Raw genomic sequence first — 25,825 nt, 5'->3', positions numbered from 1 at the left:
CGCCCCACCGATGCGGTTCAGGCGGGAATGTCGCGATCCAGTTCCTCAAGCGAGCCGCTGCGCGCCATGCCATCGGCACCGGCGGGCAGTTCCATCGTCACGCAGGTGCCGGCCGGAACCAGCTTCCAGGCATTGCCCTGATAGTCCACTTTCGAGGTGCCGGCGCAGGTCGTGCCCGGCCCTGCGGCGCAGTCGTTCTGGCCAGCCAGGGCCACGCCAAAGCACTTCTCCATGCCTTCCTCGGCATGAACGCCGGTCGCAGCGGCCATCGACAGCGCGCAGGCCAGCGACGCACCAAGGCCAAGGGTCGTTTTCGCAAGGGTCATCGGTATCTCCATGTCAGAACAAGCGGGCCACTTCCGGGCCACGGCTGTCCTTTCGCGAAGGGGGGCAGGGGCGTTACAGCCCGCTTCCATCACGGAGTCGTGTCCGCTGTCTGACAGGGCCGCCCGGTCGGGATTCAGCGCGCAAGTGCCAGCATTGCAGCGACGTCCACATGCGCTTCCAGGTGGTCGGCAAGGTCGTCCAGCACCTGTTCCACGCCCTGCGCATAGGACAGACCAGAGGCCTGCACGCCAAGCCCCGCAAGCCAGGCGCCGCGGAAGGCATCATCGGTAAACAGACCGTGAAGATAGCTTCCGGTGACGCGGCCATCCGCGCTGGTCGCACCTTCGGGCCTTCCCTCCAGCATGGCGAAGGGCCTCGCGCAATCGGGGCCCTCGCTGCGCCCGATGTGGATCTCATAGCCGGTCACCGTCAGCCCGGTGGCACAGTGCCGGGCCGAGGATCGGGTCAGGCGCTTGTCTTTCGTCATCACCGTCCGGATATCGAGATAGCCGAGACCCGCCGTTTCGCCCGGCGGCCCTTCGATCCCGTCCGGATCGGCGACAGACTGGCCCAGCATCTGATAGCCGCCGCAGATGCCAAGGATATGACCGCCCCGCCGCCTGTGGGCCATCAGATCGACATCCCAGCCCTGGGCGCGCAGGAAGGCCAGATCGCCGCGCGTGGATTTGCTGCCCGGCAGGATGACGACCACGGCATCGCCCGGAATCGCCTGCCCCGGCATCACCATCTGCACCGCAAGCCCGGGTTCCTGCTTCAGCGGATCGAGATCGTCGAAATTCGCGATCCGCGACAGGCCAAGACAGGCCACCTTGATCGGGCCGCCCTTTCCATTGTCGACCAGATCCAGCGCGTCTTCTGCCGGCAGCCGTGCAGCACCATGGAACCATGGAATGACGCCAAACCCCCACCATCCCGTGCGCGCCTCGATCAGGTTGTAGCCATCATCGAACAGACGGGGGTCACCCCGGAACTTGTTGACGAGGAAACCCGCGATCAGGGCGGCATCTTCGGGATCGAGGATCGCCTGCGTCCCCACGATCTGCGCGATCACGCCGCCCCTGTCGATATCGCCCGCCAGAATGACGGGCACATCTGCCGCGCGGGCAAAGCCCATATTGGCGATGTCATTGGCGCGAAGGTTCACCTCGGCCGGGCTGCCCGCGCCCTCGACAAGGACAAGGTCGCATTGTGCCTGCAGACGATGAAAGCTTTGCAGGACCGCCTCCATCAGGCGCGGTTTCAGCAAGGCATAGTCGGCGGCGCTGGTCGATGTGCGCCGCTGCCCCTGCACAACGACCTGCGCCCCGACACCGGTTTCGGGCTTCAGCAATACGGGATTCATGTCGCTGAGGAGGGCAACACCGCAGGCCAGCGCCTGCAGGGCCTGCGCGCGCCCGATCTCGCCCCCGTCGGCGGTGACGGCGGCATTGTTCGACATGTTCTGCGGCTTGAACGGCATCACCTTCAGACCGCGCCGCCGCGCTGCCCGGCACAGGCCAGCCACCAGAAGCGACTTGCCCACATTGGAGCCGGTGCCCTGAATCATGAGTGCAGGCATGGTGTCGGTCTTTCAGCCAGCGCGGCGCGTCATCGGGCCACGGCGTTCGATCTGGCGGAAAAGAAGCACGATCAGCCCGGCAAGGCAAAGGTAGACCAGCGCCAGCAGCAGAAGCGGTTCATAGACGATGAACGTGTCCTGCCGCACGCGGCTGGCCACGGCATAGATCTCCACCACCGTGATCGTGGCCACCAGTGGCGTGGCCTTCATCTGCAGCACGGTTTCGCCGCCAAGCGTCGGCAATACGGCGCGCACCGCCTGCGGCAACCAGATCCGCCACAGGATCATGTGGCGCGGCATCCCCATGGCGCGCGCCGCCTCCAGCTGGCCGCGCGGCACGGAACGGAAGGCCCCGCGCATCACTTCGCCCTCATATCCCGCATAGGACAGGGTCAGCGCCAGCAGGGCATAGGGCCAGGCCTGCCGCAGGATCGGCCACAGATCGCTTTGCCGGATCCACGGAAACTGCGGGAAAAGCGAACCCAGCCCGTAGTAGAGAAGCCAGATCTGCAACAGAAGCGGCGTGCCCCGGATCACCGTGCAGAAGATGCGGGCAGGGGCCGCCAGATACCAGGGCCCCGCCGCCTGCGCGAGGCCAAGGGGAATGGCAAGCATCATGCCCAGCACGGTGGACAGAACCAGCAGCCAGATCGTCCGCCAGATGCCTTCGGCCATCAGGGGCGCGTATTTCGGCAGCCAGTCCCAGCGCATCTGGGTTGCGCACCAGACAACCAGCGCCGCGCCGATCAGGCAAAGGAAGATGCGGTGGGGTTGCAGCCAGTCGCGCATCGGATCAGCCCCCCGCATTTCGCGGCTCGCCGCGGCGCGCCCAGGCTTCGATCCGGGCAAAGGCCCAGCCCGACAGCAGGGTGATGATCAGGTAGATCACACCGGCCGCAAGGAAGAAGGTGAAGAACGCCTTGGTGGTTGCCGCGGCCTGCCTTGTGGCGAAGGTCAGTTCGGAAAAACCCACGACAGCCAGCAGCGCCGTATCCTTTGTGGCAATCAGCCAGAGGTTCGCCAGCCCCGGCATGGCCAGCCCCAGCATGGCCGGAAAGATGATCCGCCGCGCCATCAGAAGCGGCGGCATCCCCATGGCCTTTGCCGCCTCCACCTGCCCCTGCGGGACAGCCAGAAGCGCGCCGCGAAGAACCTCGGTCGCATAGGCGCCCTGCACCACACCAAGCACGGTAATCCCGGCAGCCACGCCGGAAATCTGGATACGTTCATGGCCGAAGGCGATCAGGATCTGGTTCACCAGATCAGTGACGCCGAAGTAAAGGATCAGGATCAGGATCAGTTCCGGCACGGCCCGGACGATCGTCGTATACATCGCCAGCAGGTCGCGCGTGATGGGCCCGCCATGGATCTTGCCCCATGCGCCAAGCCCGCCCAGAACCAGACCCATGGAAAACGCCCCGACCGCGATCAGAAGCGAATTCCACAGCCCGGCCAGCAGCGTTGCCCCCCATCCGGGGGGCGAGAGGGCCAGAAGGTCCAGCGTTTCCATGCTGCCCCTCTCCTGCTTGCGTCAGCCCATCCTCAGTTGCCGTAGATGGACGAGGCGAAGTAGCCCGCAGTCACCTTTTCATAGGTGCCGTCGGCCAGAACCCCGGCAATGCCCTTGTTGAAGGCCGCCTTCAGCTCTTCCTCGCCCTTGCGCAGACCCACGCCGACGCCAAGGCCAAGGATCGCCGGGTCATCCGCGACGGTCCCCTTCACTTCGCAGCAGGCGGCGCCTTCGGGCGTGGCAAGGAAGGCGTCCAGCGCGATGCTGTCGGCCTGCGTTGCGTCGATCCTGCCCGCGATCAGATCCTGGTTGGCCTCATCCTGCGTCTGATAGGTCTTCACCTCGCCCGCAACAGGGGCAAAGTATTTCTCCACATAGGCCTGATGCACGGTCGAGACCTGAACCCCGATCACCTTGCCGGTCAGTCCCTCAGGTGTGGCATCCATCTCAACGCCCTTGGCACCGACAACGACCGTGGGGGTGTTGTAATACTTGTTCGAAAAGTCGATCGTCTGCATCCGCTCTTCCGTGATCGACATCGACGCCATGATCGCGTCGATCTGCCCTGCGGTCAGCGCCGGGATGATGCCATCCCACGCCACGGGAACGATTTCGCACTGCAGTTCCGCAGCGGCGCAGATCGCACCGATCATCTCGACCTCCCAGCCGACCCAGGCGCCGCTGGCATCCTGGCTGGCAAAGGGGGGATAGGCTTCTGCGGCAATACCCACCTTCACGGTTTGCGCGCTGGCAGCACCGGCGATCAGGCCAAGGCTCAGCGCAAGGGCGGCGGTCATGGTTCTCTTCATTGGTCAGACTCCCTGTTCTGGTTTCTTGTTTGTCCCTCTCAGCCCACGGACCGGAGGAATTGTTGCAGGCGCGGCGATTGCGGCGCACCGAAAAGCTGTTCTGGCGGACCCTGTTCCTCGACCAGACCGCTGGCCAGAAAGACGACATGGCTGGCCACTTCGCGGGCGAACTTCATCTCATGTGTCACAAGGATCATCGTCCGCCCTTCGGCCGCAAGGGCCCGGATCACCGCCAGAACCTCACCCACCAGTTCGGGATCAAGCGCCGAGGTCGGTTCGTCAAAGAGCATCGCCTTGGGTTCCATGCACAGCGCCCGCGCAATGGCGGCCCGCTGTTGCTGGCCACCTGACAGGAAGGCAGGATAGGCCCCGGCCTTTTCCGCCAGGCCGACCCGCGCAAGCAAGGTCATCGCGCGCTCCGTCGCCTCGGCCCTGGGCACGCCCAGAACATGGACCGGCACCTCGATCAGGTTGTCCAGAACCGTCTTGTGCGTCCAGAGATTGAAGTTCTGGAACACCATTCCCAGGCTGCGCCGGATACGTTCGATCTGTCGGCGATCCGCCGCGCCGCCTTCGGGGCGCTGGCGCACCTCTTCGCCTGCGATCACGATCTTTCCAGCGCTGGGCGTTTCCAGAAAGTTGATGCAACGCAGCATGGTGGATTTTCCGGATCCCGACCCACCGATGACGGCGATCACATCGCCTTCATGCGCGGTCAGATCGACACCCTTCAGCACTTCATGCGGACCAAAGGACTTGTGCAGCCCTTCGACGCGGATCGCTTCGGGGGCCTCGCTTGTCCTGCTTTGCGCGGCGGGTGCTGCCAAATCTGCGCTCCTGTACGTTTGGGGAACAAGTTAGACGGGCCATCCCGCCATCTGGCAAGCAAAATCGCGCAGCCGCCCGGGGCGGTTGAACTTGCCGTGAGGTCAACAGCCATTTGCCTTCATTCCGGGCCCTTTCGCCGGGATGCGGCAGGCTGCCGCACTTCCGCAGCGCTTCCCGCTTTCCACGTTGAACGGGAAACCACAACGCAAGCAGGAGGAGAGCGGAATGCCAAGACTTCATCGGGGAACATGGATCGTCGTTGCCTGTTCCGAAGGGGCGATGATTCTGGAGAATGCGGGCTGCGTTCGAAATCCCGACCTTCGCCTGATCGACAGGATGGATGCACCGGCCCCGCGTGTGCCTGAAACGCGCCGCCCCCTGCCGGAAGTGACGGATCGCGGGCGGCTCGCCACGTCGGCCTTTGCCGCCCAGGTCGTCAGCCGCCTTGCACGCGAAGCGGCGCGCGGCGGGGCACAGCGCCTTGTGCTTGCGGCATCTCCTCCGCTTCTGGGCGCGATCCGCGACCGGCTGGATGAAGACCTTCGCGCACGGGTCGTTCTGACGCTGCCCAAGACCCTGACAAGGCAGCCGCTCGGAAAGATCGTCGCCGTGGTGAACGAGGCACTTGATCGCGCGGCCTAGGCCCGGATCGTTTCAACCGTCAGATTGCCGTTGGTATAGACGCAGATATCGGCGGCAATCGCCATGGCACGGCGGGCGATGTCTTCGGCAGGCAGGTCGGCCTGCATCAGACCGCGCGCCGCCGCCAGGGCGAAGTTTCCGCCCGATCCGATGGCGGCGATGTCATGTTCGGGTTCCAGCACATCGCCTGCGCCGGTGATGACGAAAAGATCACGCCCGTCGGTGACGATCAGCATCGCCTCGAGATTGCGCAGATACTTGTCCATCCGCCAATCCTTGGCCAGATCGACACAGGCCCGCGCAAGCTGACCGGGGGCAGCTTCAAGCTTCTTCTCAAGCCGTTCCAGCAGGGTAAAGGCATCGGCGGTAGATCCGGCAAAGCCGCAGACGACATCGCGTCCACCCGGCGACAGGCGGCGCACCTTGCGCGCCGTTCCCTTGATCACGGTCTGACCAAGGCTCACCTGGCCATCGCCCGCGACGACCACTTCACCGCCTTTGCGCACAGCAAGGATCGTAGTGCCGTGCCAGCCGGGAAACTTGTCATCGGACATTGGGGCCTCCTGTCTTTCGCCCAATATGGGCATGCGCGCGGCAAAAGGAAAAGGGCGGCCACACCGGGCCGCCCCATCCTTGAGGGTGAGTCGGATCAGATCGCCGACTGGATCCAGGTCGCCAGCGCGGCCTTGGGTGCTGCGCCAACCTTGTTCGACACGACCTGCCCGTCCTTGAACAGGAACAGCGCAGGAATCCCCCGCACGCCAAGCTGCGCCGGGCTGTCGGGGTTTTCGTCGACATTGACCTTCACGATCTTGACCTTGCCCGCATATTCAACGGCAAGTTCCTCCAGCGCCGGGCCGATCTGGCGGCAGGGGCCGCACCATTCGGCCCAGAAATCCACCACCACCGGAACGTCCGACTTGCGGACTTCGGCATCGAAGGTGGCATCGGTGACGGCGACGGTCGCAGCGCCCATCTGACATATCTCCTGAATGGAATATCGGCCCGTGAAGCTATGGACCGCAGCGAGACTCGTCAAGGGATCGTGGTGCGGGAGAGTGCCGCACTCACGATATCGGGATCGAGGGGCATCAGGCGCGCGTGCCGGGTCCAGAGTATGGCGGTTTCGATCCGGCGATCAGGGTAGATCTGCGCCAGTGCCGCAGCATAGGCCCCCATCTGGCGCAGGATGCCTTCGGGCACTTCTGCGGATGTGGCGGGAAGCGTGCGGTTCGACTTGAAGTCGATGGCAAGAAGCCGGTCGGGGTGCAGGATCAGCCTGTCGATCGTGCCCCGCATGGGCTGCCCCAGCAGGGTTGCGGTGATCTCGACCTCTGTCAGGGCATCGTTCCGGAACAGGGCGGGATGGGCCTCGATGACGGCCTGCGCCTCGGCCAGGAGTTCGACGCGCGTTTCAGGATCCGGGATCAGGGTCGCGGCAAGCGCCGGATGATCGGCGACGTCGGCACCCGGAAGATGTTCCAGAAGCAGATGCAACGCCGTGCCGCGTGCCTTCGCGGCCTCTTCGTCCAGCCCTTCGCCAGGCAATGCCTTGGCCCCTCCAAGATCCGAGGGTGACAAGGGTTGTGGCGGGCGGGGCGGTTGCTCAGCGGGCTGAACTGCCCAGCCGGGCAAAGGTGGCAGGCTGTCGGCCTGAACCAGACCTGGCTTCGGATCAGGCCAGGCCCCATAGGCATGCCGCAGGCGGCCGCCGGGCAGCGCTTCGGCCCCGGCAGCCTCGATCCCCTGCGCAACCATGCGATACCAGGATTGTTCCTGCCGTGCCTCGCCCGCGCCGCAGACGATCAGCCAGGACCGCGCCCGTGTCAGGGCGACATACAGCAGGCGAAGGCGCTCCTCCGCGTCGCGTTCCTTGCGGCGGGCGCGGGCAGCGGCGATGCCGGCCGGGCTTTCCTCGGCGGGGGTGCGCCAGACAGGAACGATCTGGTCGGACAGAGCTTCGATCTCGACCACCTCATCCCTGTCGCGGGGGGTGGTGTCGCAGGTATCGGGCAGGATCACGATGGGGGCCTCCAGGCCCTTTGCGCCATGCACCGTCATCACGCGGATCCGATGGCCTTCACTGTCCATCTGGCGCTTCACCTCGACCTCGTCGGTCGCAAGCCAGACCAGAAAGCCGGTCAGGCTGGGTATGTCCGTCCGTTCATAGGCCAGTGCCTGCGACAGCAGTTCGTCGATGCCATCCTCGGCCTCTGGCCCCAACCTTTGCAGCAGGCGGCGGCGGCCGTCATGGCGCGTCAGCAGGCGCTCGATCAGATCATAGGGCCGCAGATAATCGGCCTGATCGCGCAGATCGGTCAGCATGGCATGTGTCGAGGCATGGATCGCGGCCTGGTCGCGCAGCGCCTCCCACAGATAGCCCTTTCGCGGATGGGCCAGGGCAAACAGCTCTGCCTCGGTCCAGCCACACAGAGGCGAACGCAGTACAGCGGCCAGGGACAGGTCATCCTCGGGCGTCGCAAGAAAGGCGAGAAGGGCCGAAATATCCTTCACCGCCAACTCTGCCCCCAGCTTCAGCCGGTCTGCCCCGGCAATCGGCAGGCCACGGGCCTTGCAGGCGCGGATGATCTCGGCGAACAGGTCAGACCGGCGTTGCACAAGGATCAGGAAATCGCCCGCATGCACGGCGCGGGAGGAGCCGTTTTCAGGGATGGCGATGCCGTCGCGGATCAGGCGGGCAATTTCATCGGCGATCTGTGCCGCAAGGCGGGCGGTGTGATGTTCTTCGGTGATCAGGTCGACGGGATTGCGCCAGTCATCCTCTTCGCCCGACTCGGCCTTTTCCACCAACGGCCAAAGGTCCACCCTGCCCGGCATGTCATCCCAGAAAGCGATATGGCTGGATCTGCCCCCCAGCGCCGCCGGGTAGCGATCACCAAAGGTCTCATCCACGACACGCAGGATCGCGGGCGACGAGCGGAAGGAATGTTCCAGTTCCAGCGACTGGAAGAATCGCTCCACAGCCTGAAATCTGGCGCGAAAGGCGGCCTGCTTTTCGTCAAAGGCCGCCACATCCGCGCCCTGGAAGGAATAGATGGATTGCTTCTTGTCCCCCACGACGAAAAGCGTCCTCTCCACCTCGCGCGCCCCGGAACCTGCGGTAAATTCGGCAGCCAGGCTTTCGATCACGCGCCATTGGTCCGGGCTGGTATCCTGTGCTTCGTCCACCAGGATATGGTCGATCCCGCCATCAAGCCGGAACAGAACCCAGGCCGCGACCGTGGGATCGGTCAGCAGGCCGGATGCGCGGGTGATCAGGTCGTCGAAATCCAGCCATCCGCGCTGCGCCTTGCGCTGTTCGTAAAGCGGCAGGAAGGCAGCGGCAAAGCGATGCAGCACCAGCGCCCGCTCCATCGCATTCAGCGCAATCCGCTTGCTGCGCGCCGCTTCGACCCGGCGCATCAGGTTCTCAAGGCGGTCAAGAAGCGGACCAAGGGCCGTGCGGGTGTCCTTGGTGGGAAAGCTGCCGATCTTTGCGGTAAAGGGTTCCTTGGCCTTTGCTCCGTTCAGAAAGACATCTTCCAGCACCGACAAGGTGGCTAGCCCCGGATCAAGCAGATCGAGCGGGGCCAGCTTCCCGGCTGCCTTGGAATCATTGCCACCCTTGGCCACCAGCGCAGAAATGACATCCGGCATCCAGGCCGGTTCGTCCCCCAGAAAGACCTCTGCCAGCAACCTGTCTGCAGTGTCATCCGGCTTCAGGCCGAAAAGGCGGCGGGCATCCTCTGGGGAAAGGGGCGTTGCGAATTTCGCGCGCCTGGCAGTGATCTGCCGGATCAGGGTTCCGAAATCCTCTCCCGTCCAGGCCCGGGCAACATCACCGATCACGTCCGGGGCCAGCCCTCCGGCCAGTTCCTCAAGGATGTCATCCTGCAGCAGGCGGGCGCTTCGGTCATCCAGTTCCACGAATTGCGGGGATACCCCGGCCTCAAGCGGAAAGCGGCGCAGCAGGCTGGCGCAGAAGGAATGGATGGTCTGGATACGCAGCCCGCCGGGCGTCTCGATGGCGCGCGCGAACAGGCGGCGGGCCTGGGCCAGCGTATCCGCATCCAGCCGCCCGCCCTCGCCCAGTTCTGCAAGGGCAGACCGCAGGGCCGCGTCCGGCTTCATCGCCCATTCGCCAAGACGGCGGAACAGCCGGTTCTGCATCTCGGTCGCGGCAGCCTTGGTATAGGTCAGGCACAGGATGTGCTGCGGCTCCACCCCACCCAGAAGAAGGCGCGCCACGCGATCCGTCAGCACGCGGGTCTTGCCGGATCCGGCATTGGCCGACAACCAGGTCGATGCCACGGGGCTGGCGGCCTGCACCTGTCTTTCTGAAGCGGCATTCGTCATGCGTCGGGGCCTACCGTTTCGGGGCTGGGTGGCGAGGTCGTGTCCCACTCGCCATGGCGCGAGAGATGGTCATAGTCGCCTTCGAACCGCTCCTTCAGAACGGCCCGCCGGGCGGTATAGCCTGCGCCGGGCCGCGCATAATGAGAAACAAGCGCGATCAGGCCCTCCCATGCCTCATCCGTGATCTGGGGCGTGATCTCGGTCTCTTCCACCTTCGGCTTCGATCCGAGTCCGACATAGGTGATCCGGGCCACCTCGGATCCTTCAAGCCCCGCAAAGGCATCCCGCTCGGCCATCGCAGCGGCCAGAAGCAATTGCTTGTCAAAGGCCTTCTGCATGGCCTGCGTTGGTGGCGTTCCGGTCTTGTAATCCATGATGTGCAGCCGCCCGTCCGGCAGGCGGTCGATCCTGTCGGGCGTGCCGACAAGCCGAAAGTCGAGAGGGGCAACAGCAACACCCCCCTTGCCTTCCAGGGCAACCGATGTGCCGCCATCCCGGCTGTCGACGGAAAGAAAGAAATCCGCCGCCCGCTCCAGCCGCGAGAGCCAGAGCGCGCGGGCAGCGGGCCATGGCACCTGTTCCCCAAGAATGCGGGCGGCCGTCTCCAGCAACCTTGCCCTGCCTCCGGCCGGATCCTCGCCAGCAGGTCGATCCTTGACGAAGGATTCAAGGATCAGGTGCAGGATCTGCCCCCGCAGGGCGGCATCGGGTTCATGCCGCAGCGGATCAAGCCGCCGCAACCGAAGGACATAGCGGCAGTAGATCGCATAGGGGTCGCGGATCAGAAGGCTGATGCGCGTCAGGGAAAGCTCCTTCGGGCGCGCGGTCAGGGGCGGCCGCGGTGACGGACGGCCCGCAGGTTGCAGCCTTGGATCCGCCTGCATCTCGGGCGTGGGCTGTTCAAGCGCCGCCGCCAGGGCAAGCCATTGGCGGCCCCGCGCGCGCATGGCGGCAAGCGCCTGGCGGCCCTGCCTTTCGGGCAACCCCTCCATCAGGTTCACCAACCTGTTGATCCAGCGCGAGGGGACAGTCTCCGCCTCGGCATCCCGAAGGGCGCGGGTCAGCACCACGCGCGGCGCGGCACAGGCGATCTGATAGTCATGGGCCGAAAGGCCAACCTGCCGCTCCGGCAGAAGAAGCCCGGCTTCCTTGCGCATCCGGCGGTTCAGCCACGGGTCGGGTTCGGGCAGTCTAGGCCATGCGCCATCGTTCAGCCCCCCAAGGATCACCAGATCCGCGCCCTGCTCGCGGGCTTCGCGCGGGCCGAGGATCAGAATTCCGGGATGTGCGGCGACAGTTTCCCGCACCTCTCCCCGCGCAATGACGGCATCGAACAAGTCGCGGTATTCGACAGGCGCAAGCACGCCTCCTGCATCCGCCTCGGTCGCGAGGCCGGACATGAGCTTTCGTGCCTCAACCCCGGCCTCCTTGTCCCACAAGGTGCCGCTGCCTTCCGCTGCCGTGCCGCGGGCAAAGGCTTCGGCCAGTTCGCATTGGGCCGCTACCAGATCGGCAAGGGTGCCGGTCGTGATCCCGGCTGCCCGTTCGATCAGGGTGGCAAGGGTCTGGGCCCATGGCAAAAGCCCGGTTTCCTTGCGCGTCGCGGCCCATGTCAGCAGGGCTTCCCCAGTCGGGAAGGCCGGGCCCTTGCGGCGAAGCTGCATCTCCAGAAGCCGCGTGAACAGCAGGTGATCCCCTCGATCCGCGCCGGAAAAGGCTAGCGGATGCTTCAGCACGGCAAGCAAGGCGTCCGAGGTCAGCCTGCGCCCCATGAGCGACGCGACATGGCGCAAAAGTCTCCCGGGGGCAGACAAGGCAAGCGGGCGCCCCGCGCTGTCATCGGGCAGGATCCCCCAACGATCCAGTGCAGCCGTCACCTGGCGGGTCAGCATCCGGTCAGGACTGATCAGCGCGGCGGTCGTCCCTTCTTCCGCCGCCTGGCGAAGGATCAAAGCAATGGCCAGGGCTTCGGTGCGCGGCGTCGGTGCCTCGATCAGGGTGACAGTCTCGGTCGCCTCGGCCAGATCAGGCAGTCCTGCCCCTTCGACCAGCCATTGATCCGTCACCGGTGCTGGCCGCAGCGAAAGGGAAATCAGGCGATTGCGCGCCGGGGCAGGGGCCTTGGCATCCGTCCAGGGGCGGATGGCACTGGCGGGGATGTCCAGCCGTTCCATCAGCCGCCGAAAGCGGAACTGCGGATGGTCCTCGCCCGTCATCGCATCGGTCAGCCGTTCCCAGACCCAGTCCGGCATGTCCGGATCAAGGCCCGGCAGGACAAGCGCCCCTTGCGGCAGGGCGGCGACGGCCTGCATCAGGGCCGCCGTGGTGCCGCGTGATCCGGTAGAGCCCGCAACGATGACGGGCCCCTCAGGCGGATCTGCCTGCCAGAGCGCGGCAATGCGGCTCACGGCAAGGCGCTGCCGCGTCTCTGAATCCGGCGCGCCTTCGCCCGAGAAATAGGGTGCGACAATCGAAAGAAAGGCCCGCGTGCGGGCCCAATGGGCGGAATGATCCGAAACATCCAGCGCGCCGATGATCTCTGGTGAAACGCCTTCCCCCTGCATTTCGTCCATCAGCCCGGCAAGACTGTCCGCCAGATCGAAAATCGCTGCGCGGGGTGCAAGGTCGGGTTGTGCATCCAGCAATCGCGCGATGAGTTGCGACAGTTCCAGCCGTCGGCGCAGGGGCGATACGGCGCTGGGCAGGCCCGGCAGGGCCATGCCTTCAGAGATATCGGTCAGGACGCGCAGCCGGGGAAGAAAGCCCGGCCCATCAGCACAGAAGGCGTCGATCACGCGGCGGCGCATCCTGTTGGTATTCAGGAACAGCGTAACGCCCGCCATCGCCTCTGGCGGGTGGGGGGCGAGGCGGGCACGCAGCCCGGCCACAAGGGCCGGCGCGAAATCGACGCCGGGTGGCAAGTGAAAGACGCGCGGGCCGGGTTCACGGAAGATCACGCTGCGCCCCCAAGCAGGTTCTCGGCCAGCACAATCCCTTCGGGCCGCCCCACATCGCACCAGCCCCCGTCATGGATCAGGCCATGGAGCCGCCCCTCGGCAATCATCCTGTCCCACAGAAGGTTCAGCGAGAAGACCTCATCGCTGATATCGGCAAGCGCCCCCGTCCGCAGAATCTGCGCGCCCAGATACACAAATCCCGCGGCACCCCTGGCTCGGTCCAGACGGCCATCCGGCCGCATCACGAAATCGCCCGTGCCGCCATGACCCGTGGCCTTTGCTGCGGGCAGCAGCAGCAGCAGCCCGTCCATGCGCGCGCCGTCCCATCCTTCGATCAGTTGGGTCAGGGCATTGGCCCCCGTCCAGACGGCATCGGTGTTCAGCGTCAGGACGGGATCCGATCCCAGCAGCGGCAGGGCAGCCTTCAGCCCGCCCCCGGTTTCCAGGATGCGTGGGGATTCCCGGGAAATCGCCACGCCGCGCGGGGCGAGATGTGCTTCCATCCGCGGGGCGAGGTAGTGGGTATTCGCCACGATGCGGGTGACGCCTGCCCCGTCGGCCAGCGCCAGGGCATGGTCGATCAGCGGCCTTCCCGCCACGCGGATCAGCGGCTTGGGGCAATCCGCCGTCAGCGCGCCCATCCGCGTGCCGAGGCCCGCGGCAAAAAGCATCAGCGGTGGGGATGAAGGCCGCATTGCGCGCCGATCCTTTCAAGCATTTCGGGGCTTGGTGCGGGCAGGTGATCCCTGCAGATCGCCGCAAGGGCCGACAGTGCCGGATGGTCCAGATTCCGCCAAAGCTGCGACCAGACACGGGGAAGCAAGGCAAGATAGCCGGGTTTTCCCGCCTTCAGGCAGAGCCGCGCGAAGATGCCTATGATCCGAAGCGCGCGCTGGGCACCAAGCGTGGCATAGGCGGCGGCGAAATCGCCGGGATTCACCCCGCCTGCGGCACAGAAACGGGCGATCATCGCCGCCTCGACCGGGGCGGATACATCGCGTCGCGCGTCCTGCAGCAGCGAGACCAGATCATATCCTGGCTGCCCCATCTGGGCGAGTTGGAAATCCAGCAGGCCCACCCGCGCCACTCCGACTCGATCCGGCAGCCAGAGCAGGTTTTCGGCATGGTAGTCACGCAGAATCATGATGCGCGGGCCGTCTGCAAAGGTCCGGATCAGCCCTGTCAGGGTCGCGATGAAATCCGCAGGGTCCGGGCTCTGCCCGGTGGCAGCAAAGGCATACCAGTCAAGCGCATAGGCCGCGCCCTCGGCCCAGTCGGCGGCCGAAAGATCCGGCAGGCCCGCCGGGGCCTCATGCGCCTGCAGCCGGACAAGCACATCCGTTGCCGCGGCATAAAGCGGGGCTTCCATGGCCGGATCCCTCGCGATCAGGCGGGCAAAGAGATCATCGCCAAGATCCTCAAGCAAAAGGAAGCCGTGATCGAAATCCTCGGCCAGGATGGCGGGCGGCGAAAGGCCCAGCCCGGCAAGATGATGTGCGATGCGGGCAAAGGCGCGGGGGTCGTCCCCCTTTCCCGGGGGCGCATCCATCAGAACGGCGCTGCGGTCCGGCCGCGTCAGGCGATCATAGCTTCGGTCCGAGGCATCCCCCGCAAGAAAGCGCCGCTCGGCACCGCCCCATCCGGCGCGGGCAAGAAAAGCGGTGGAAAGCGCCTGCCTGCCGCTCATGGCGCAAATCCTGCAATCGCGGCCCTCAGGTCCGCCCGGCCGCCGCTGATCGCAACGCGCCGCCCGTCCCCATCGACCGCAAGCCGCAGGCGAAGGGCGCCTTGCGGCAAATGCGCGCCCAATCTGTCCGGCCATTCCACAAGGCAGATCGCCTTTGAAAAGGCATCCTCAAGCCCAAGTTCCAGAACCTCGTCCGGGTGTGTCAGACGATAAAGATCCGCATGCCAGATCTCGACATCTCCGGCATCATAGGTCTGCACCAGGGTGAAGGTGGGCGAGGGGATATCTTCGAAACGGCCAAGCCTTTCCCGGATCAGCGCGCGGGCCAGATGCGATTTCCCTGCCCCGATCGGCCCTTCCAGCAGCAGGCAATCCCCGGCGGCAAGGCGCGGTGCCAGAAACGCCCCCAGGGCCGCGGTGGCGGCATCATCCTTCAGAAGGAATTCGGGATCAGGCAACGGCGCATCGGTCATGCCGACAGTCTTACCGCCCTGCAACGCCACCGCAAGCCGAAGGGTCCGCATCATCGGGCGGGGCGCTGATGGCCCGTGGCAGGCCAGCGCTGATGACCGGCTGAAATCCCACCAGCACTGCGCCATCGGTCAGCGGGGCAAAGCGGCAGGTGATCAGCCGTCCGTCCAGAAGTCGCGCTTCTGCCTGCCAGGGCAGGCGGCTTTCCAGGGTGGCGAAGTAATCCTCGGCTTCGGTCCACAGGTTTGTCGGCGCAGATCCTGCCTTCCACTGCGACAGCAGCGTGGAAACGGAAACGGCAACCATGCGCGTGCCGGGATCATGCCCCCAGAGCGCGGCATAGGCCGCGTTCGAAAGCACAAGCTGGCCGGTGATGGAAAACACCGCAATACCTTCCTCCATCCGGTCGATCACGGCCTGGCAAAGGTCCAGATCGGCCCGAAAGCGGCGATTGCGGATGATCTCGGTCGAGATGTCGTTGATCATCAGTGCAAGCCCACCGTCGATATGGCGGCGGCCCGTCACGCGATAGGTTTGTCCCCCTGGCAGTGCCCAGGTTTCGTCGAACTGGCTGCTGGCGGCGGCACGCTCCATGTCTGCGATCTGGCGTCGCCAGCTTTTCCAGTCCTTCGGTTCGGGCACCATGCTCCGGTCCCTCATCGCATCCAACATGGCAAGCAGGCTGGGGCGGCGCGACAGGAAGGCGGGCGGCAACCCCGTCAGATCGGCCAGCGCCGGGTTGAAGCTTTGCAGGTGCCGCGACTTGTCGAAGATCGCAAGACCCGTGGGCAGTTGCGCAAAGGTGCGCGCCATGGATTGCACCATGTCGCGCAGGCTGGCCTCGGCCTCGATCAGGTCGTCGATGGGATAGGCCAGTCCGGTCCCCCCATGAATGGCAAGGGTAAACCAGCGTGGCTTGCCGTTTTGCATGATCTGGAATCGCCCGGGCGTGGCAAGGGCTGCCTTGTCGGCATCCCCCTCCAGAAGGTTCCGGAAGGCGGCATTCGACCAGGTCACCCGCCCCGGAGCATCCAGCCGCCAAATCGGCAGGGGGGCCTGCTCGGCGGCCTGCTCGGCCTGCCGTCTGGCATCTGCCATCCTGCGTGCCCCGCTTCCGGGAAAGGCAGACAAAAGGGCCATCCCCAATGACGCCCCAAGAAGAGCAAGGGCCAGAAATTCTAGCCAGTTCCAGATTGTCAAATGCGTTCCGCCAGGTTGGTGCAACTCAACCCTAGCGTGATCATCCTTAACAATTAGTTAATATTGCGGCTCCGCTTCTGGTCCATGACCGGACGGTTTGCACGCAATGCAGCGAAGTCAGACCATGGCCTGACGGATCGCCCCGGCCCAGCGTCGCCGCGCTGCCTGCCGGTCTGCCAATGCGAGGCACGGCACAAACCGCTCGCTTTCGAACGCGGGCAGATCGGGGCAGCCCATGGCCGCAAGCGCCATTCCGGCAACCCCGATTGCGCCGATTTCCTCGACCCGGGCGGAAAGGACAGGCCTGTCGATCAGGTCGGCCTGAACCTGCATCAGGAACCGGTTCCCCGATGCGCCACCATCGGCGCAAAGGGCGCCAAGCGGCTGGCCGATCTCTGCCTGCATCGCTTCGAACACATCCGCGATCTGATGGGCGATGGCATCTATCGTGGCGCGGGCCAGATGCGCGGGCCCTGTGCCATGCGTCATGCCACCGATGGTGCCGCGCGCGCCATCGTGCCAATGCGGCGCGCCAAGCCCGGCAAGTGCCGGCACGAAGGTCACGCCCCCGGCATCCGGCACGGTCTGCGCCAGTGCAGACAATGCCGCCGCATCCGGAAGGCCCAGCAGCCGCGCGGCAAAGGCGGCGGCCTGAGCGGAAACCGTGATGTTGCCCTCAAGGGCAAAGGCCGTGCCCGCCCGATCCGTCCAGGCGATGGTCCCCGATATTCCGTTGGCCGGGGTCTTGCGGACGGGTGTCAGGGTCATCAGCGATGATCCCGTCCCGTAGGTGGCCTTCACGCCGCCGGGCTTGCGGATGCCATGGCCGTAAAGCGCGGCATGGCTGTCGCCCATCATCGCCCGGATCGGTATGCCTGACCCAAGCGCCGTGGTCCCCTCTGCCGTGTCCCCGAAATGGCTGTCGGATGGCAGGGCCTGCGGCAGGCAATCGACGGAGGCTCCGAACAGGTCTGCAAGCTCCGGGCTGAAGGCAAGGCGCGCCGTATCGAAAAGCTGGGTCCGGCTGGCATTGGAATGATCGGTTGCAAAGGTCCGGCCCGCGGTCAGGTTCCACAGCAGCCAGCTGTCCACGGTTCCGGCGCGCAGCCGCCCCTTGGCCAGAAGCGCCGCCACCTCAGGCAGGTTCCGCATCGCCCAGCCAAGCTTCGAGGCTGGGAACAACGGATTGATCCCAAGGCCGGTGGCCGCGATCACCTGCGCGTCATGGCCTGCCGCAATCAGGGCTGCACAGTCCGCAGCCGTCCGGCGGCATTGCCAGATCATCGCGGGGGCGATGGGCTGGCCGGTCTGGCTGTCCCACAGCACAAGCGTTTCGCGCTGGTTCGCGATGGCGATCGCATCGACCGGCGCAGTCCCTCCGCGGGACATGACCTCGGCAATCGCCGCCTGCACCGACGTCCAGATCTCCGTCGCGGATTGTTCGGCCCAGCCCGGCTGCGGATAGTCCGTCCTCAGCGGCACCGAGGCGCGGGCGATCACATGGCCGGATCCGTTGATCAGCAGCGCCTTTGTGTTGCTTGTGCCCTGATCAAGGGCAAGGATGCGCGGCCCGGTCATGCCTTGCGGTCCAGCGCACGCAAGGCCGCGGCAGCGATACCTTCCGGCGACAGGCCATATTCCTTGAACAGCCAGTCGACGGATCCCGTCGGCAAGAAGCCGGGAAAGCCCACCCGCTCGACCGGGACAGGCCGATGGGCCGCCGTGAACTCTGCGACCGCACCACCCAGCCCACCCCGGATGCTTGCCTCTTCCACGGTGACGATGGCCCCGGTCGCGGCGGCTGCGTATAGCGCCTCCTCGTCCAGCGGGTTCAGGGTCGAGAAGTTCAGGACGCGGGCAGAAATCCCCTGATCCGCAAGGCGCCCTGCGGCCCCCGCCGCCAGATGCACCGTCGTGCCGCAGGCGATCAGGGTGACATCCCCGCCCGGTCGCACCAGTTCGGCCTTGCCGGGCCGGAACTGGCGATCCGCGATGTGAAGATCGGGAACGGGCATCCGCGACAGCCGCAGATAGACGGGCCCTTCATGCGCGGCGGCCCATTTCACGGCCTCTGCCGTTTCCCAGGCATCCGCCGGGGTGATGATGGTCAGGTTCGCCAGCGGTCGCAGCCATGCGAAATCCTCGATCGAATGATGCGTTGCGCCCAGTTCCCCATAGGCCACGCCGGACGACTGCCCCACGAGCTTCACGTTGAAGCCTGCATAGGCGATATCGGCCTTCACCTGCTCCAGCGCGCGCCCGGTGATGAAGCACCCAGCCGCCGAGACGAAGGGGATCTGCCCCCCGTTGGCAAGGCCCGCCCCGATTCCCACCATCGCCTGCTCTGCGATGCCTACATTGATCAGCCGGTCCGGAAACCGTTTCTGGAAACTGTTCAGCTTCGAGGATCCGACGGAATCATTCACAACGGCCACGATCCGGGGATCGGCTTCGGCAAGCTGTTCCAGCGTGGAAACCCAGATGTTGCGGCAATCCTGAAATCCCGCGGCAACAGGCGCTGCATGTGCCATCAGACCAGTTCCTTCATCGCTTGTTCGAATTGCGCATCATTCGGCACGCCATGATGCCAACTGGCGACGTTCTCCATGAAGGACACGCCCTTTCCCTTTGTCGTATTCGCGATCACGCAGCGCGGTTTGCTGCCGGGCGCGGCACCCAGCACCGCAAGCAGCGCGGCGGGATCGTGGCCGTCGACCTCTGTCACGTCAAAACCGAAGGCGTCATAGCGCTTGTCCAGCGGATCGAGGCCCGATGTCTCTTCCGTGCCGGCCCCCTGCTGCAGGCGGTTTCGGTCAATGATCAGGGTCAGGTTCGAAAGCCTGCGATGCCCAGCCACCATCGCCGCCTCCCAGTTGGAACCTTCCTGCTGTTCGCCATCTCCCGTCAGCACAAAGGTGCGATAGCCCGCCCCGGCAAGCTGCCCCGCAATCGCGATCCCGGTCGCCACCGGAAAGCCATGGCCCAGCGGGCCGGTATTGGTTTCAATCCCGGGCAGGTAATTCCGGTTCGGATGGCCGTTCAGCAGGGATCGCGGCTGCATGTAGGTGGCCAGCCAATCCTCGGGAAAGTAACCCGCAGCGCAAAGCGCGGTATAAAGCGCGCCGGTCGCATGGCCCTTTGACATGACGAAACGGTCACGATCCGGCCAGTCGGGCCGCTTGGGATCGAAACGCATCACTCCGAAATACAGCGTCGCCAGTATGTCGATGGCCGAGAAATCGCCCCCCGGATGCCCAAGCTGCGCGCGATGCACCATCGCAAAGGCCGTGCGCCGCATCCACAACGCCTTTTCCCGGATCAACGGGATCTTGTCATTCATATGCATGTCAGAACCGGTTCGGTTGGAAAAGCTGCGGCTCGGGTTCCTGCCCGTGGTGATAGAAGGGCCAGCCGAGGTAACGCGACACGGCCTCGTTCACCACATCGGCATGATGCCCGCGCACCATCGCGACATGATGTTCGAACCCGTTCTGGGTCACGAACTTCATCAGTTTGCGCAGCCCCGCGACCCGCGTCACCGCGATACCGCCATCCATGGCAAAGGGATGATCGGTGAACTCCCCTTCGCCCAGATAGCATTTCACCGTGCCGCGACGATCATCGGTCGACAGCCGGAAGAATGTCATCGGGCCGGGCTTCACCTTGCCCTTCACCGCGCCAAAGCATTTCGACCGACCGATGCTTTCGCCCAGCACATCCAGTTCGCCCACCTCGGGCGTGTCGCCGATGAAGGATTTCGGATAGTTGCCGCAATGGGTGCAGACGCAAAGATCCTGCTCGTCGGCATAGTTGTTGTTCCAGTCAAGGATTGCGGGCGGCGCGCCCGAGGCAAGCGCAAGCGCATACATCGACAACGCCCCCATGATATCCACCTCACAGGCCGAGGGCATCAGATCCTCGCCCATCATCGACATGGTCAGGCAGGTCGCGCAGCCGAAATTGTCCTGCAGCGAACGCCAGCACTGGATGGCCGAGGCGTCGCAACCGTTCTCTTCGATCCAGCGGTTCACGGCCAGGGTCCAGCGGGCCTGCTTCTCGATCTGGGCGGGCTGGATATGGGCAGGGATGCGGCCATAGCCCTTGACGCGTTCAAGCGTGGCGATCAGGGCCGGGTCATCGCCTGCGATGGCGGATGCCGCCCCCATCATCTCGGACAGGTCCACCGTCACGACGGTGACGCCTGCCGCCTGCAGCAGCTTTTCTGAATAGCGCATGGTCTGGAAGGCCCCCGTCCGCGCCCCGATCGACCCAAGCCGCGCATTGCGCAACCCCCTGACCGTGCGGCAGACGCGGGCAAAGCGCTCCAGGTCGCGCCCGAATTCCTCGCCCCAGGTATCGCAGGTGTGGCTGGTGGTTTCCGTAAAGGGAACGCCATACTGCCAGAAGTTGTTGGTCACGCTGATCTTGCCGCAAAAGGCATCGCGGCGGGAATGGACATCGACCTTCGACAACTCGTCATTCGAGGCCTGCAGCAGGATCGGCACATTCAGCCGGGCACGGTTCACCAGTTCCGCCACGGCGATCTCGTCCCCGAAATTCGGCAGGCAGATCACCAGCCCGTCGATCCGCTCCGCCATCGCGCGGAAATGCGCTGCATAGAGATCGGCATCGGCGATGGACTGAACCGCCCCGTTGGCCGTTGCCTCGAAGGGAAGGATGACGGCGTCGATGCCCAGCCGCTCCAGTTGCGCCAGCACATCCTCGCGCGCTGATCTGCAGGGGGCGGGGCTGAAGAAGGCCCGCGATCCGATGACGACCCCAAGGCTGATTCTGCGGCGGAAGATGCTGGTCATGGGCCCCCCTTGAACTGCTGGCGCTGCGTTCCCTGCTGGCGCTGGCACATTTCGATTGCTTGCGTTTGATGCGTTTTACCGGGAAAACGCAAGTCACGCAAGATGGGCGCTGCACCTGCAATCAACGCAGTATTACGGACATCCCGCTACCAAGCCTTGCATTTCAGGGCCAGCATGCCGGGCTGGGCGGAGGAACCGCTTTTCTTTCGAATGCCCAAAAACGAAAGCAAAAGAAAACAATTGACATGATATGCGATGTTATGGGCTGATGAAGCCTAGCGAATCGGATAATTTCGATATCGTTTGAAAGGGAGGACACAATGAATCTGAACCGCCGCCATGTGGTCGGGGGGCTGGCTGCTGTTGTCGCCGGCATTCTGCCCACGCTTTCCTTTGCGCAAGGCAAGGGCGTCATCGCGATCATCACGCCCAGCCATGACAACCCATTCTTCAAGGCCGAAGCCGATGGCGCCGCCGCCAAGGCCGCCGAACTCGGCTATGAGGCGATGGTCCTCGTCCATGACGATGACGCCAACAAGCAATCGCAACTGTTCGATACCGTCATCGCGGCAGGCGTGAAGGCGATCATCCTGGACAATGCCGGTGCCGATGCCTCGGTCGCGGCAGTGCAGAAGGCCAAGGATGCTGGCATCCCCAGCTTCCTGATCGACCGCGAGATCACCGCAACCGGCGTTGCCGTCAGCCAGATCGTCTCGAACAACTATCAGGGCGCCCAGCTTGGGGCCGAGGAATTCGTCAAGCTGATGGGCGAAGCGGGCGAATATGCCGAACTGATCGGCAAGGAATCCGATACCAATGCGGGCATCCGTTCCAAGGGCTATCACGATGTGATCGACCAGTATCCCGACATGAAGATGGTCGCGGCGCAGACCGCCAACTGGTCGCAGACCGAGGCCTATACGGTGATGGAATCGATGCTTCAGGCCAATCCGGGCATCAAGGGCGTGATCTCGGGTAATGACACCATGGCCATGGGGGCCTGGGCCGCGCTCGAGGCGGCAGGTCGGACCGATGTCATCGTCGTGGGCTTTGACGGATCGAACGATGTCCGCGATTCCATCCTGAAGGGCGGGATCAAGGCCACCGTCCTGCAACCGGCTTACGCGCAGGCTCAGATGGCGGTCGCCCAGGCCGATGCCTTCATCACCAGCGGATCGACCGGGGTCGAGGAAAAGCAGCTCATGGACTGCGTCCTGATCAATGCCGACAACGCCGCCCAGCTTGAAACCTTCGCCCTGAAGGGCTGATCCGGATCGGCCCACTGCCCGGCGCGCAGTCTCGTCGCGCCGGGCTTTCCCCTGGAAGACAGACATGGCCCAAAAGACCTTTGTCGCGCTGATCCTTGGCGCAGCGCTTGCCCTTTCGGGCTGCAAGATCGTCAAGACCCCCGCCCCCGGCGCGGCCACGGCGGCCAGCGAACAGGGCGAAGCGGGCGATGACGCCCGGATCGCCGCCCTTCTGGACAGGACATATGAAACAGAGCTTCTGCCGCTTGTCGCCGAACGGGCGCTGCCCGTGGCCGATTTGCGTGCTGCCCTAGCAGGTGGGCTCGAAACAGCCGGTGCCGCACACGGCAACAAGGGATCCGGCGAAGGAGCGGCCTGGAACTTTGCCGTAAGGGGCGAAGGCCGCGTGGTCGAGGCGAACCTCACCTCTCGCGCCCGAAAGGCCATGCTGGATACCGATGGCGACGGCGCCCCCGACCTGACCCTTCAGCTTGGCCCGGTGATCAAGGGAACATCCCTGCGCGACGTCGCCCCCTTCTACCGCTTTGGCGATTTCCGCGACCAGATCGAATTCGCCAAGCTCGCACGCGCCCTGAACGATCGCGCCTCGGCGGCGCTTGACGTGCCAGAGGGCGATCTGACGGGCCGGATCCTCCGTTTCTCTGGCACGGTTGATCTCAAATCGGCGACGGATGCCTGGCTGGTGACGGCGGTCACACTGGATATCCTGCCATGACCGACCATCCGATCGGGCTTTCGATCCGGGGCGGCGTGAAGGTCTATCCCGGCACGCGCGCCCTGAAGGGCGTGGATTTCGATCTGCGCATGGGCGCCGTGAACGTCCTGGTCGGCGAAAACGGTGCCGGCAAGTCCACGCTGATGAAGGTCATCGCGGGCGTCGAAAGCCTGACCGAAGGCCGGATCGAACTGCAGGGCCGCGAAGTCCGCTTTCGCAACAAGGCCGATGCCGTCCGCGAAGGGATCGGCATCGTCTTTCAGGAGCTGAACCTGTTCCCGAACCTGACCGTGGCCGAAAACATCTTCATCGGCCATGAACCCGTCCGGGCCGGCCTCGATATCGACCAGCGATCCCAGGCCCGTGCCACCAGGGCTCTGATGGCCCGGCTGGAACAGGACATCGACCCGGATACCCCGCTCGATCACCTGCGCGTCGGCCAGCAGCAGATCGTGGAAATCGCCAAGGCCCTGTCGCAGGACGCGCGCATCCTGATCCTGGATGAACCGACCAGCGCCCTTTCCGCGGCCGAGGTCGAGGTTCTCTTCGGCGTGATCGAAGAACTGAAATCGCAGGGCGTGGGAATCGTCTATATCAGCCACCGCCTCGATGAACTGATCCGCGTCGGCGACTACATCACCGTTCTTCGCGATGGCGAGATCACAGGATCGCGGCCCATGCAGGGGGTGGATATCCCCTGGATCGTGCGGGCGATGATCGGTGAAAAGTCGAAGGAATTTCCCAGAACGGAAGCTCCGTCCTTCGGTGAGGAAATCTTTCGCGCCGATCACGTCACCCTGCCGCGTGCAGGCGGCGGATTTGCCGTGGATCGCGTCAGTCTCTCTGTTCGCCGGGGCGAGATCGTCGGGCTCTATGGCCTGATGGGCGCAGGCCGGACCGAATTCCTGGAATGCGTCATGGCCCAGCATCCCGCATCGGCCGGACGCATCTTCGTGGACGGCCACCCCGTCATCGAACGTGACGTGGCCGGTCGCATCGCGCGGGGCATCGCCCTGATCCCCGAAGACCGCAAGCGAGATGGCCTGGTCCAGATCATGGCGATCCGCGAAAACCTGACCCTGTCATCGCTGGGCCTCTTCACCCGCGGCTTTCACCTGAACCTGAAGGCCGAAGCCGCCCGGGCGCTGGATTTCGTCCGCCGCCTGGCCATCAAGATCGCCAGCCCCGAAAACCCCGTCTCCTCGCTTTCCGGGGGAAACCAGCAGAAGGTCGTCATCGGCAAGGCACTGATGACCTCGCCGAAGATCCTGCTGATGGATGAACCCAGCCGCGGCATCGACATCGGCGCCAAGGCCGAAGTCTTCACCACGATGCGCGCGCTTGCGGGTCAGGGGTTGGGCATCCTCTTCGTCACCTCCGATCTTGATGAGGTTCTCGCGCTTTCGGACCGCGTCCTCGTCATGGCCAACGGCAGGATTACCGGCGAATTCCCCGCAGGCACGGATCCCGCCACCGTCATCGCCGCTGCGACACCAAGCTTCTTGAAGGAACCCTCCGCATGACGACCAGACAGCAAGCTGCCGCATCAACCCCACAGAACCTGCTGCTTCTGGCCCTTCGCCTGCGGACCTTCGTCGCGCTGATCCTTGTTCTGGCCTATTTCTCGTTCATGGCGCCGAACTTCCTGACCGGCGCGAATGCCGTCATCGTGACAAAGCATGTGGCGCTGAATGCCCTGCTGGCCATCGGCATGACCTTCGTCATCATCACCGGCGGGATCGACCTGTCCGTCGGCTCCATCGTCGGCCTCTGCGCGATGGTGGCGGGTTGGCTGGTGCTGAACGGGGTGGATACCGGTCTGGGCTATACGATCTGGTTCAACACCTATGAAATCGTGGCGCTGACGCTTGCCGTAGGCATCGGGGTCGGCTTTGTGAACGGCCTGCTGATCACGCGCCTGAACGTCGCCCCCTTCATCGCCACGCTTGGCACGCTCTATATCGCGCGGGGGGCGGCGCTGCTCTCTTCGGGCGGGCGCACTTTCCCCAACCTTGGCGGAAGCGAGGAATTCGGAACCACCTCCTTCCCCCTGATCGGCACGGCTAGCGTTCTGGGCCTTCCCGTCATGGTCTGGCTTCTCGTGGTGGTTGCCCTTGCTGCGCATTACGTCTCGCGCCGAACCCCGCTGGGCCGCCACATCTATGCCGTCGGCGGCAATGAACGCGGGGCGGCGCTTTCGGGGGTAAAGGTCAACCGGGTCAAGCTCTTCGTCTACATGTTCTCGGGCTTCTGCGCGGCACTGGTCGGCATCATCATCGCAAGCCAGCTTCAGGCCGCGCATCCGGCTACAGGGGAAACCTTCGAACTGAACGCCATCGCCGCGGCGGTTCTGGGCGGAACCTCGATGTCGGGCGGGCGCGGGCGCGTCCTGGGCACGATCATCGGCGCCTTCGTCATCGGCATCCTGTCGGACGGGCTGATCATGATGGGCGTGTCCAGCTTCTGGCAGACCGTGATCAAGGGCGTGGTGATCGTGCTGGCCGTCGTCATCGACCAGGCCCAAAGCCGGCTGCAGGCGAGGGTAGCCCTGGCACAGGAGGCGTCGGCCAATCGCTAGGGGGCGGTCCCGCTTCACGGCGGTTGGATTTCCCCTTTCGGTCAACTACGCTCGGCCGCGATCACTTTCACTTAAGGGTGGACG

General features: G+C 64.8%; 23 protein-coding genes. 5 read left to right on the top strand and 18 right to left on the bottom strand.

The window, feature by feature from the left end; all coding sequences use genetic code 11:
• Window positions 1-17: 17 nt before the first annotated feature.
• The 6 genes from G5V65_RS02235 to G5V65_RS02210 form a co-directional block, all read right to left on the bottom strand.
• The gene (locus tag G5V65_RS02235) at window positions 18-326 is read right to left on the bottom strand and encodes a BufA1 family periplasmic bufferin-type metallophore (RefSeq protein ID WP_165046780.1); all 309 of its coding nucleotides are present in this window, start codon (window positions 324-326) and stop codon (window positions 18-20) included.
• Between the two features lie 134 nt (window positions 327-460).
• The gene (locus tag G5V65_RS02230; protein WP_165046779.1) at window positions 461-1,906 is read right to left on the bottom strand and encodes a cobyric acid synthase; all 1,446 of its coding nucleotides are present in this window, start codon (window positions 1,904-1,906) and stop codon (window positions 461-463) included.
• A 12-nt stretch (window positions 1,907-1,918) separates the two neighbouring features.
• Complete coding sequence (locus G5V65_RS02225; RefSeq protein ID WP_165046778.1) at window positions 1,919-2,695, bottom strand: ABC transporter permease; 777 nt, start codon at window positions 2,693-2,695, stop codon at window positions 1,919-1,921.
• Between the two features lie 4 nt (window positions 2,696-2,699).
• Window positions 2,700-3,416 (bottom strand): ABC transporter permease, encoded by a 717-nt coding sequence (locus tag G5V65_RS02220; RefSeq protein WP_165046777.1) that lies wholly within the window; start codon window positions 3,414-3,416, stop codon window positions 2,700-2,702.
• A gap of 32 nt (window positions 3,417-3,448) precedes the next feature.
• Window positions 3,449-4,225 carry a transporter substrate-binding domain-containing protein gene (locus tag G5V65_RS02215; protein WP_165046776.1) on the bottom strand — a complete coding sequence of 259 codons (777 nt, stop codon included), beginning with the start codon at window positions 4,223-4,225 and terminating at the stop codon, window positions 3,449-3,451.
• Window positions 4,226-4,263: 38 nt separating this feature from the next.
• A complete protein-coding gene (locus tag G5V65_RS02210; protein ID WP_165046775.1) occupies window positions 4,264-5,052 on the bottom strand; it encodes an ABC transporter ATP-binding protein in 789 nt (262 codons plus the stop codon).
• Between the two features lie 226 nt (window positions 5,053-5,278).
• Here G5V65_RS02210 and G5V65_RS02205 point away from each other — a divergent pair, with 226 nt between their 5' ends.
• Window positions 5,279-5,695 carry a host attachment protein gene (locus tag G5V65_RS02205; protein WP_165046774.1) on the top strand — a complete coding sequence of 139 codons (417 nt, stop codon included), beginning with the start codon at window positions 5,279-5,281 and terminating at the stop codon, window positions 5,693-5,695.
• Here the strand turns inward: G5V65_RS02205 and hslV are convergent.
• The 12 genes from hslV to G5V65_RS02145 form a co-directional block, all read right to left on the bottom strand.
• Window positions 5,692-6,249 carry an ATP-dependent protease subunit HslV gene (gene hslV, locus G5V65_RS02200; RefSeq protein WP_165046773.1) on the bottom strand — a complete coding sequence of 186 codons (558 nt, stop codon included), beginning with the start codon at window positions 6,247-6,249 and terminating at the stop codon, window positions 5,692-5,694. The two genes, G5V65_RS02205 and hslV, sit on opposite strands and share 4 nt — an antisense overlap.
• Before the next feature lie 95 nt (window positions 6,250-6,344).
• The gene (trxA, locus tag G5V65_RS02195; protein ID WP_165046772.1) at window positions 6,345-6,671 is read right to left on the bottom strand and encodes a thioredoxin; all 327 of its coding nucleotides are present in this window, start codon (window positions 6,669-6,671) and stop codon (window positions 6,345-6,347) included.
• Window positions 6,672-6,730: 59 nt separating this feature from the next.
• Window positions 6,731-10,051, bottom strand: coding sequence for a double-strand break repair helicase AddA (addA, locus tag G5V65_RS02190; RefSeq protein WP_165046771.1), 3,321 nt, complete (start codon window positions 10,049-10,051; stop codon window positions 6,731-6,733).
• Entirely contained in the window at window positions 10,048-13,005 is a 2,958-nt protein-coding gene (gene addB / locus G5V65_RS02185) for a double-strand break repair protein AddB (RefSeq protein ID WP_165046833.1), read from the bottom strand. The genes addA and addB overlap by 4 nt, the downstream gene beginning before the upstream one ends.
• Window positions 13,005-13,703, bottom strand: coding sequence for a nucleotidyltransferase family protein (locus tag G5V65_RS02180; protein ID WP_165046770.1), 699 nt, complete (start codon window positions 13,701-13,703; stop codon window positions 13,005-13,007). The genes addB and G5V65_RS02180 overlap by 1 nt, the downstream gene beginning before the upstream one ends.
• Window positions 13,679-14,695: an aminoglycoside phosphotransferase family protein gene (locus tag G5V65_RS02175; RefSeq protein ID WP_165046769.1), complete on the bottom strand. Its 1,017-nt coding sequence runs from the start codon at window positions 14,693-14,695 to the stop codon at window positions 13,679-13,681. The genes G5V65_RS02180 and G5V65_RS02175 overlap by 25 nt, the downstream gene beginning before the upstream one ends.
• On the bottom strand, window positions 14,692-15,168 hold the full coding sequence (gene tsaE, locus G5V65_RS02170) for a tRNA (adenosine(37)-N6)-threonylcarbamoyltransferase complex ATPase subunit type 1 TsaE (RefSeq protein WP_165046768.1): 477 nt from the start codon (window positions 15,166-15,168) through the stop codon (window positions 14,692-14,694). The genes G5V65_RS02175 and tsaE overlap by 4 nt, the downstream gene beginning before the upstream one ends.
• A 10-nt stretch (window positions 15,169-15,178) precedes the next feature.
• Window positions 15,179-16,264, bottom strand: a complete 1,086-nt coding sequence (locus tag G5V65_RS02165) for a PAS-domain containing protein (protein ID WP_165046767.1) — start codon at window positions 16,262-16,264, stop codon at window positions 15,179-15,181.
• A gap of 219 nt (window positions 16,265-16,483) precedes the next feature.
• A complete protein-coding gene (locus G5V65_RS02160; protein WP_165046766.1) occupies window positions 16,484-17,944 on the bottom strand; it encodes an FGGY-family carbohydrate kinase in 1,461 nt (486 codons plus the stop codon).
• Window positions 17,941-18,897: a transketolase family protein gene (locus G5V65_RS02155; RefSeq protein WP_165046765.1), complete on the bottom strand. Its 957-nt coding sequence runs from the start codon at window positions 18,895-18,897 to the stop codon at window positions 17,941-17,943. The genes G5V65_RS02160 and G5V65_RS02155 overlap by 4 nt, the downstream gene beginning before the upstream one ends.
• A complete protein-coding gene (locus tag G5V65_RS02150; protein ID WP_241250404.1) occupies window positions 18,897-19,706 on the bottom strand; it encodes a transketolase in 810 nt (269 codons plus the stop codon). Before G5V65_RS02150 ends, G5V65_RS02155 begins: the two co-directional genes overlap by 1 nt.
• A 7-nt stretch (window positions 19,707-19,713) precedes the next feature.
• Window positions 19,714-21,180, bottom strand: coding sequence for an L-fucose/L-arabinose isomerase family protein (locus G5V65_RS02145; RefSeq protein ID WP_165046763.1), 1,467 nt, complete (start codon window positions 21,178-21,180; stop codon window positions 19,714-19,716).
• Between the two features lie 320 nt (window positions 21,181-21,500).
• Here G5V65_RS02145 and G5V65_RS02140 point away from each other — a divergent pair, with 320 nt between their 5' ends.
• From G5V65_RS02140 to G5V65_RS02125, 4 genes are all read left to right on the top strand, one after another.
• Entirely contained in the window at window positions 21,501-22,448 is a 948-nt protein-coding gene (locus G5V65_RS02140; protein ID WP_165046762.1) for a D-ribose ABC transporter substrate-binding protein, read from the top strand.
• 64 nt (window positions 22,449-22,512) lie between these two features.
• Window positions 22,513-23,163 carry a DUF2291 family protein gene (locus G5V65_RS02135; protein ID WP_165046761.1) on the top strand — a complete coding sequence of 217 codons (651 nt, stop codon included), beginning with the start codon at window positions 22,513-22,515 and terminating at the stop codon, window positions 23,161-23,163.
• Window positions 23,160-24,686 carry a sugar ABC transporter ATP-binding protein gene (locus tag G5V65_RS02130; protein WP_165046760.1) on the top strand — a complete coding sequence of 509 codons (1,527 nt, stop codon included), beginning with the start codon at window positions 23,160-23,162 and terminating at the stop codon, window positions 24,684-24,686. Before G5V65_RS02135 ends, G5V65_RS02130 begins: the two co-directional genes overlap by 4 nt.
• A complete protein-coding gene (locus G5V65_RS02125; protein WP_165046759.1) occupies window positions 24,683-25,741 on the top strand; it encodes an ABC transporter permease in 1,059 nt (352 codons plus the stop codon). The genes G5V65_RS02130 and G5V65_RS02125 overlap by 4 nt, the downstream gene beginning before the upstream one ends.
• Window positions 25,742-25,825 lie beyond the last annotated feature (84 nt).

Source organism: Paragemmobacter kunshanensis, assembly GCF_011059185.1.
GTDB classification, from domain to species: domain Bacteria; phylum Pseudomonadota; class Alphaproteobacteria; order Rhodobacterales; family Rhodobacteraceae; genus Paragemmobacter; species Paragemmobacter kunshanensis.
This window is presented reverse-complemented; position numbering and strand designations above follow the sequence as displayed.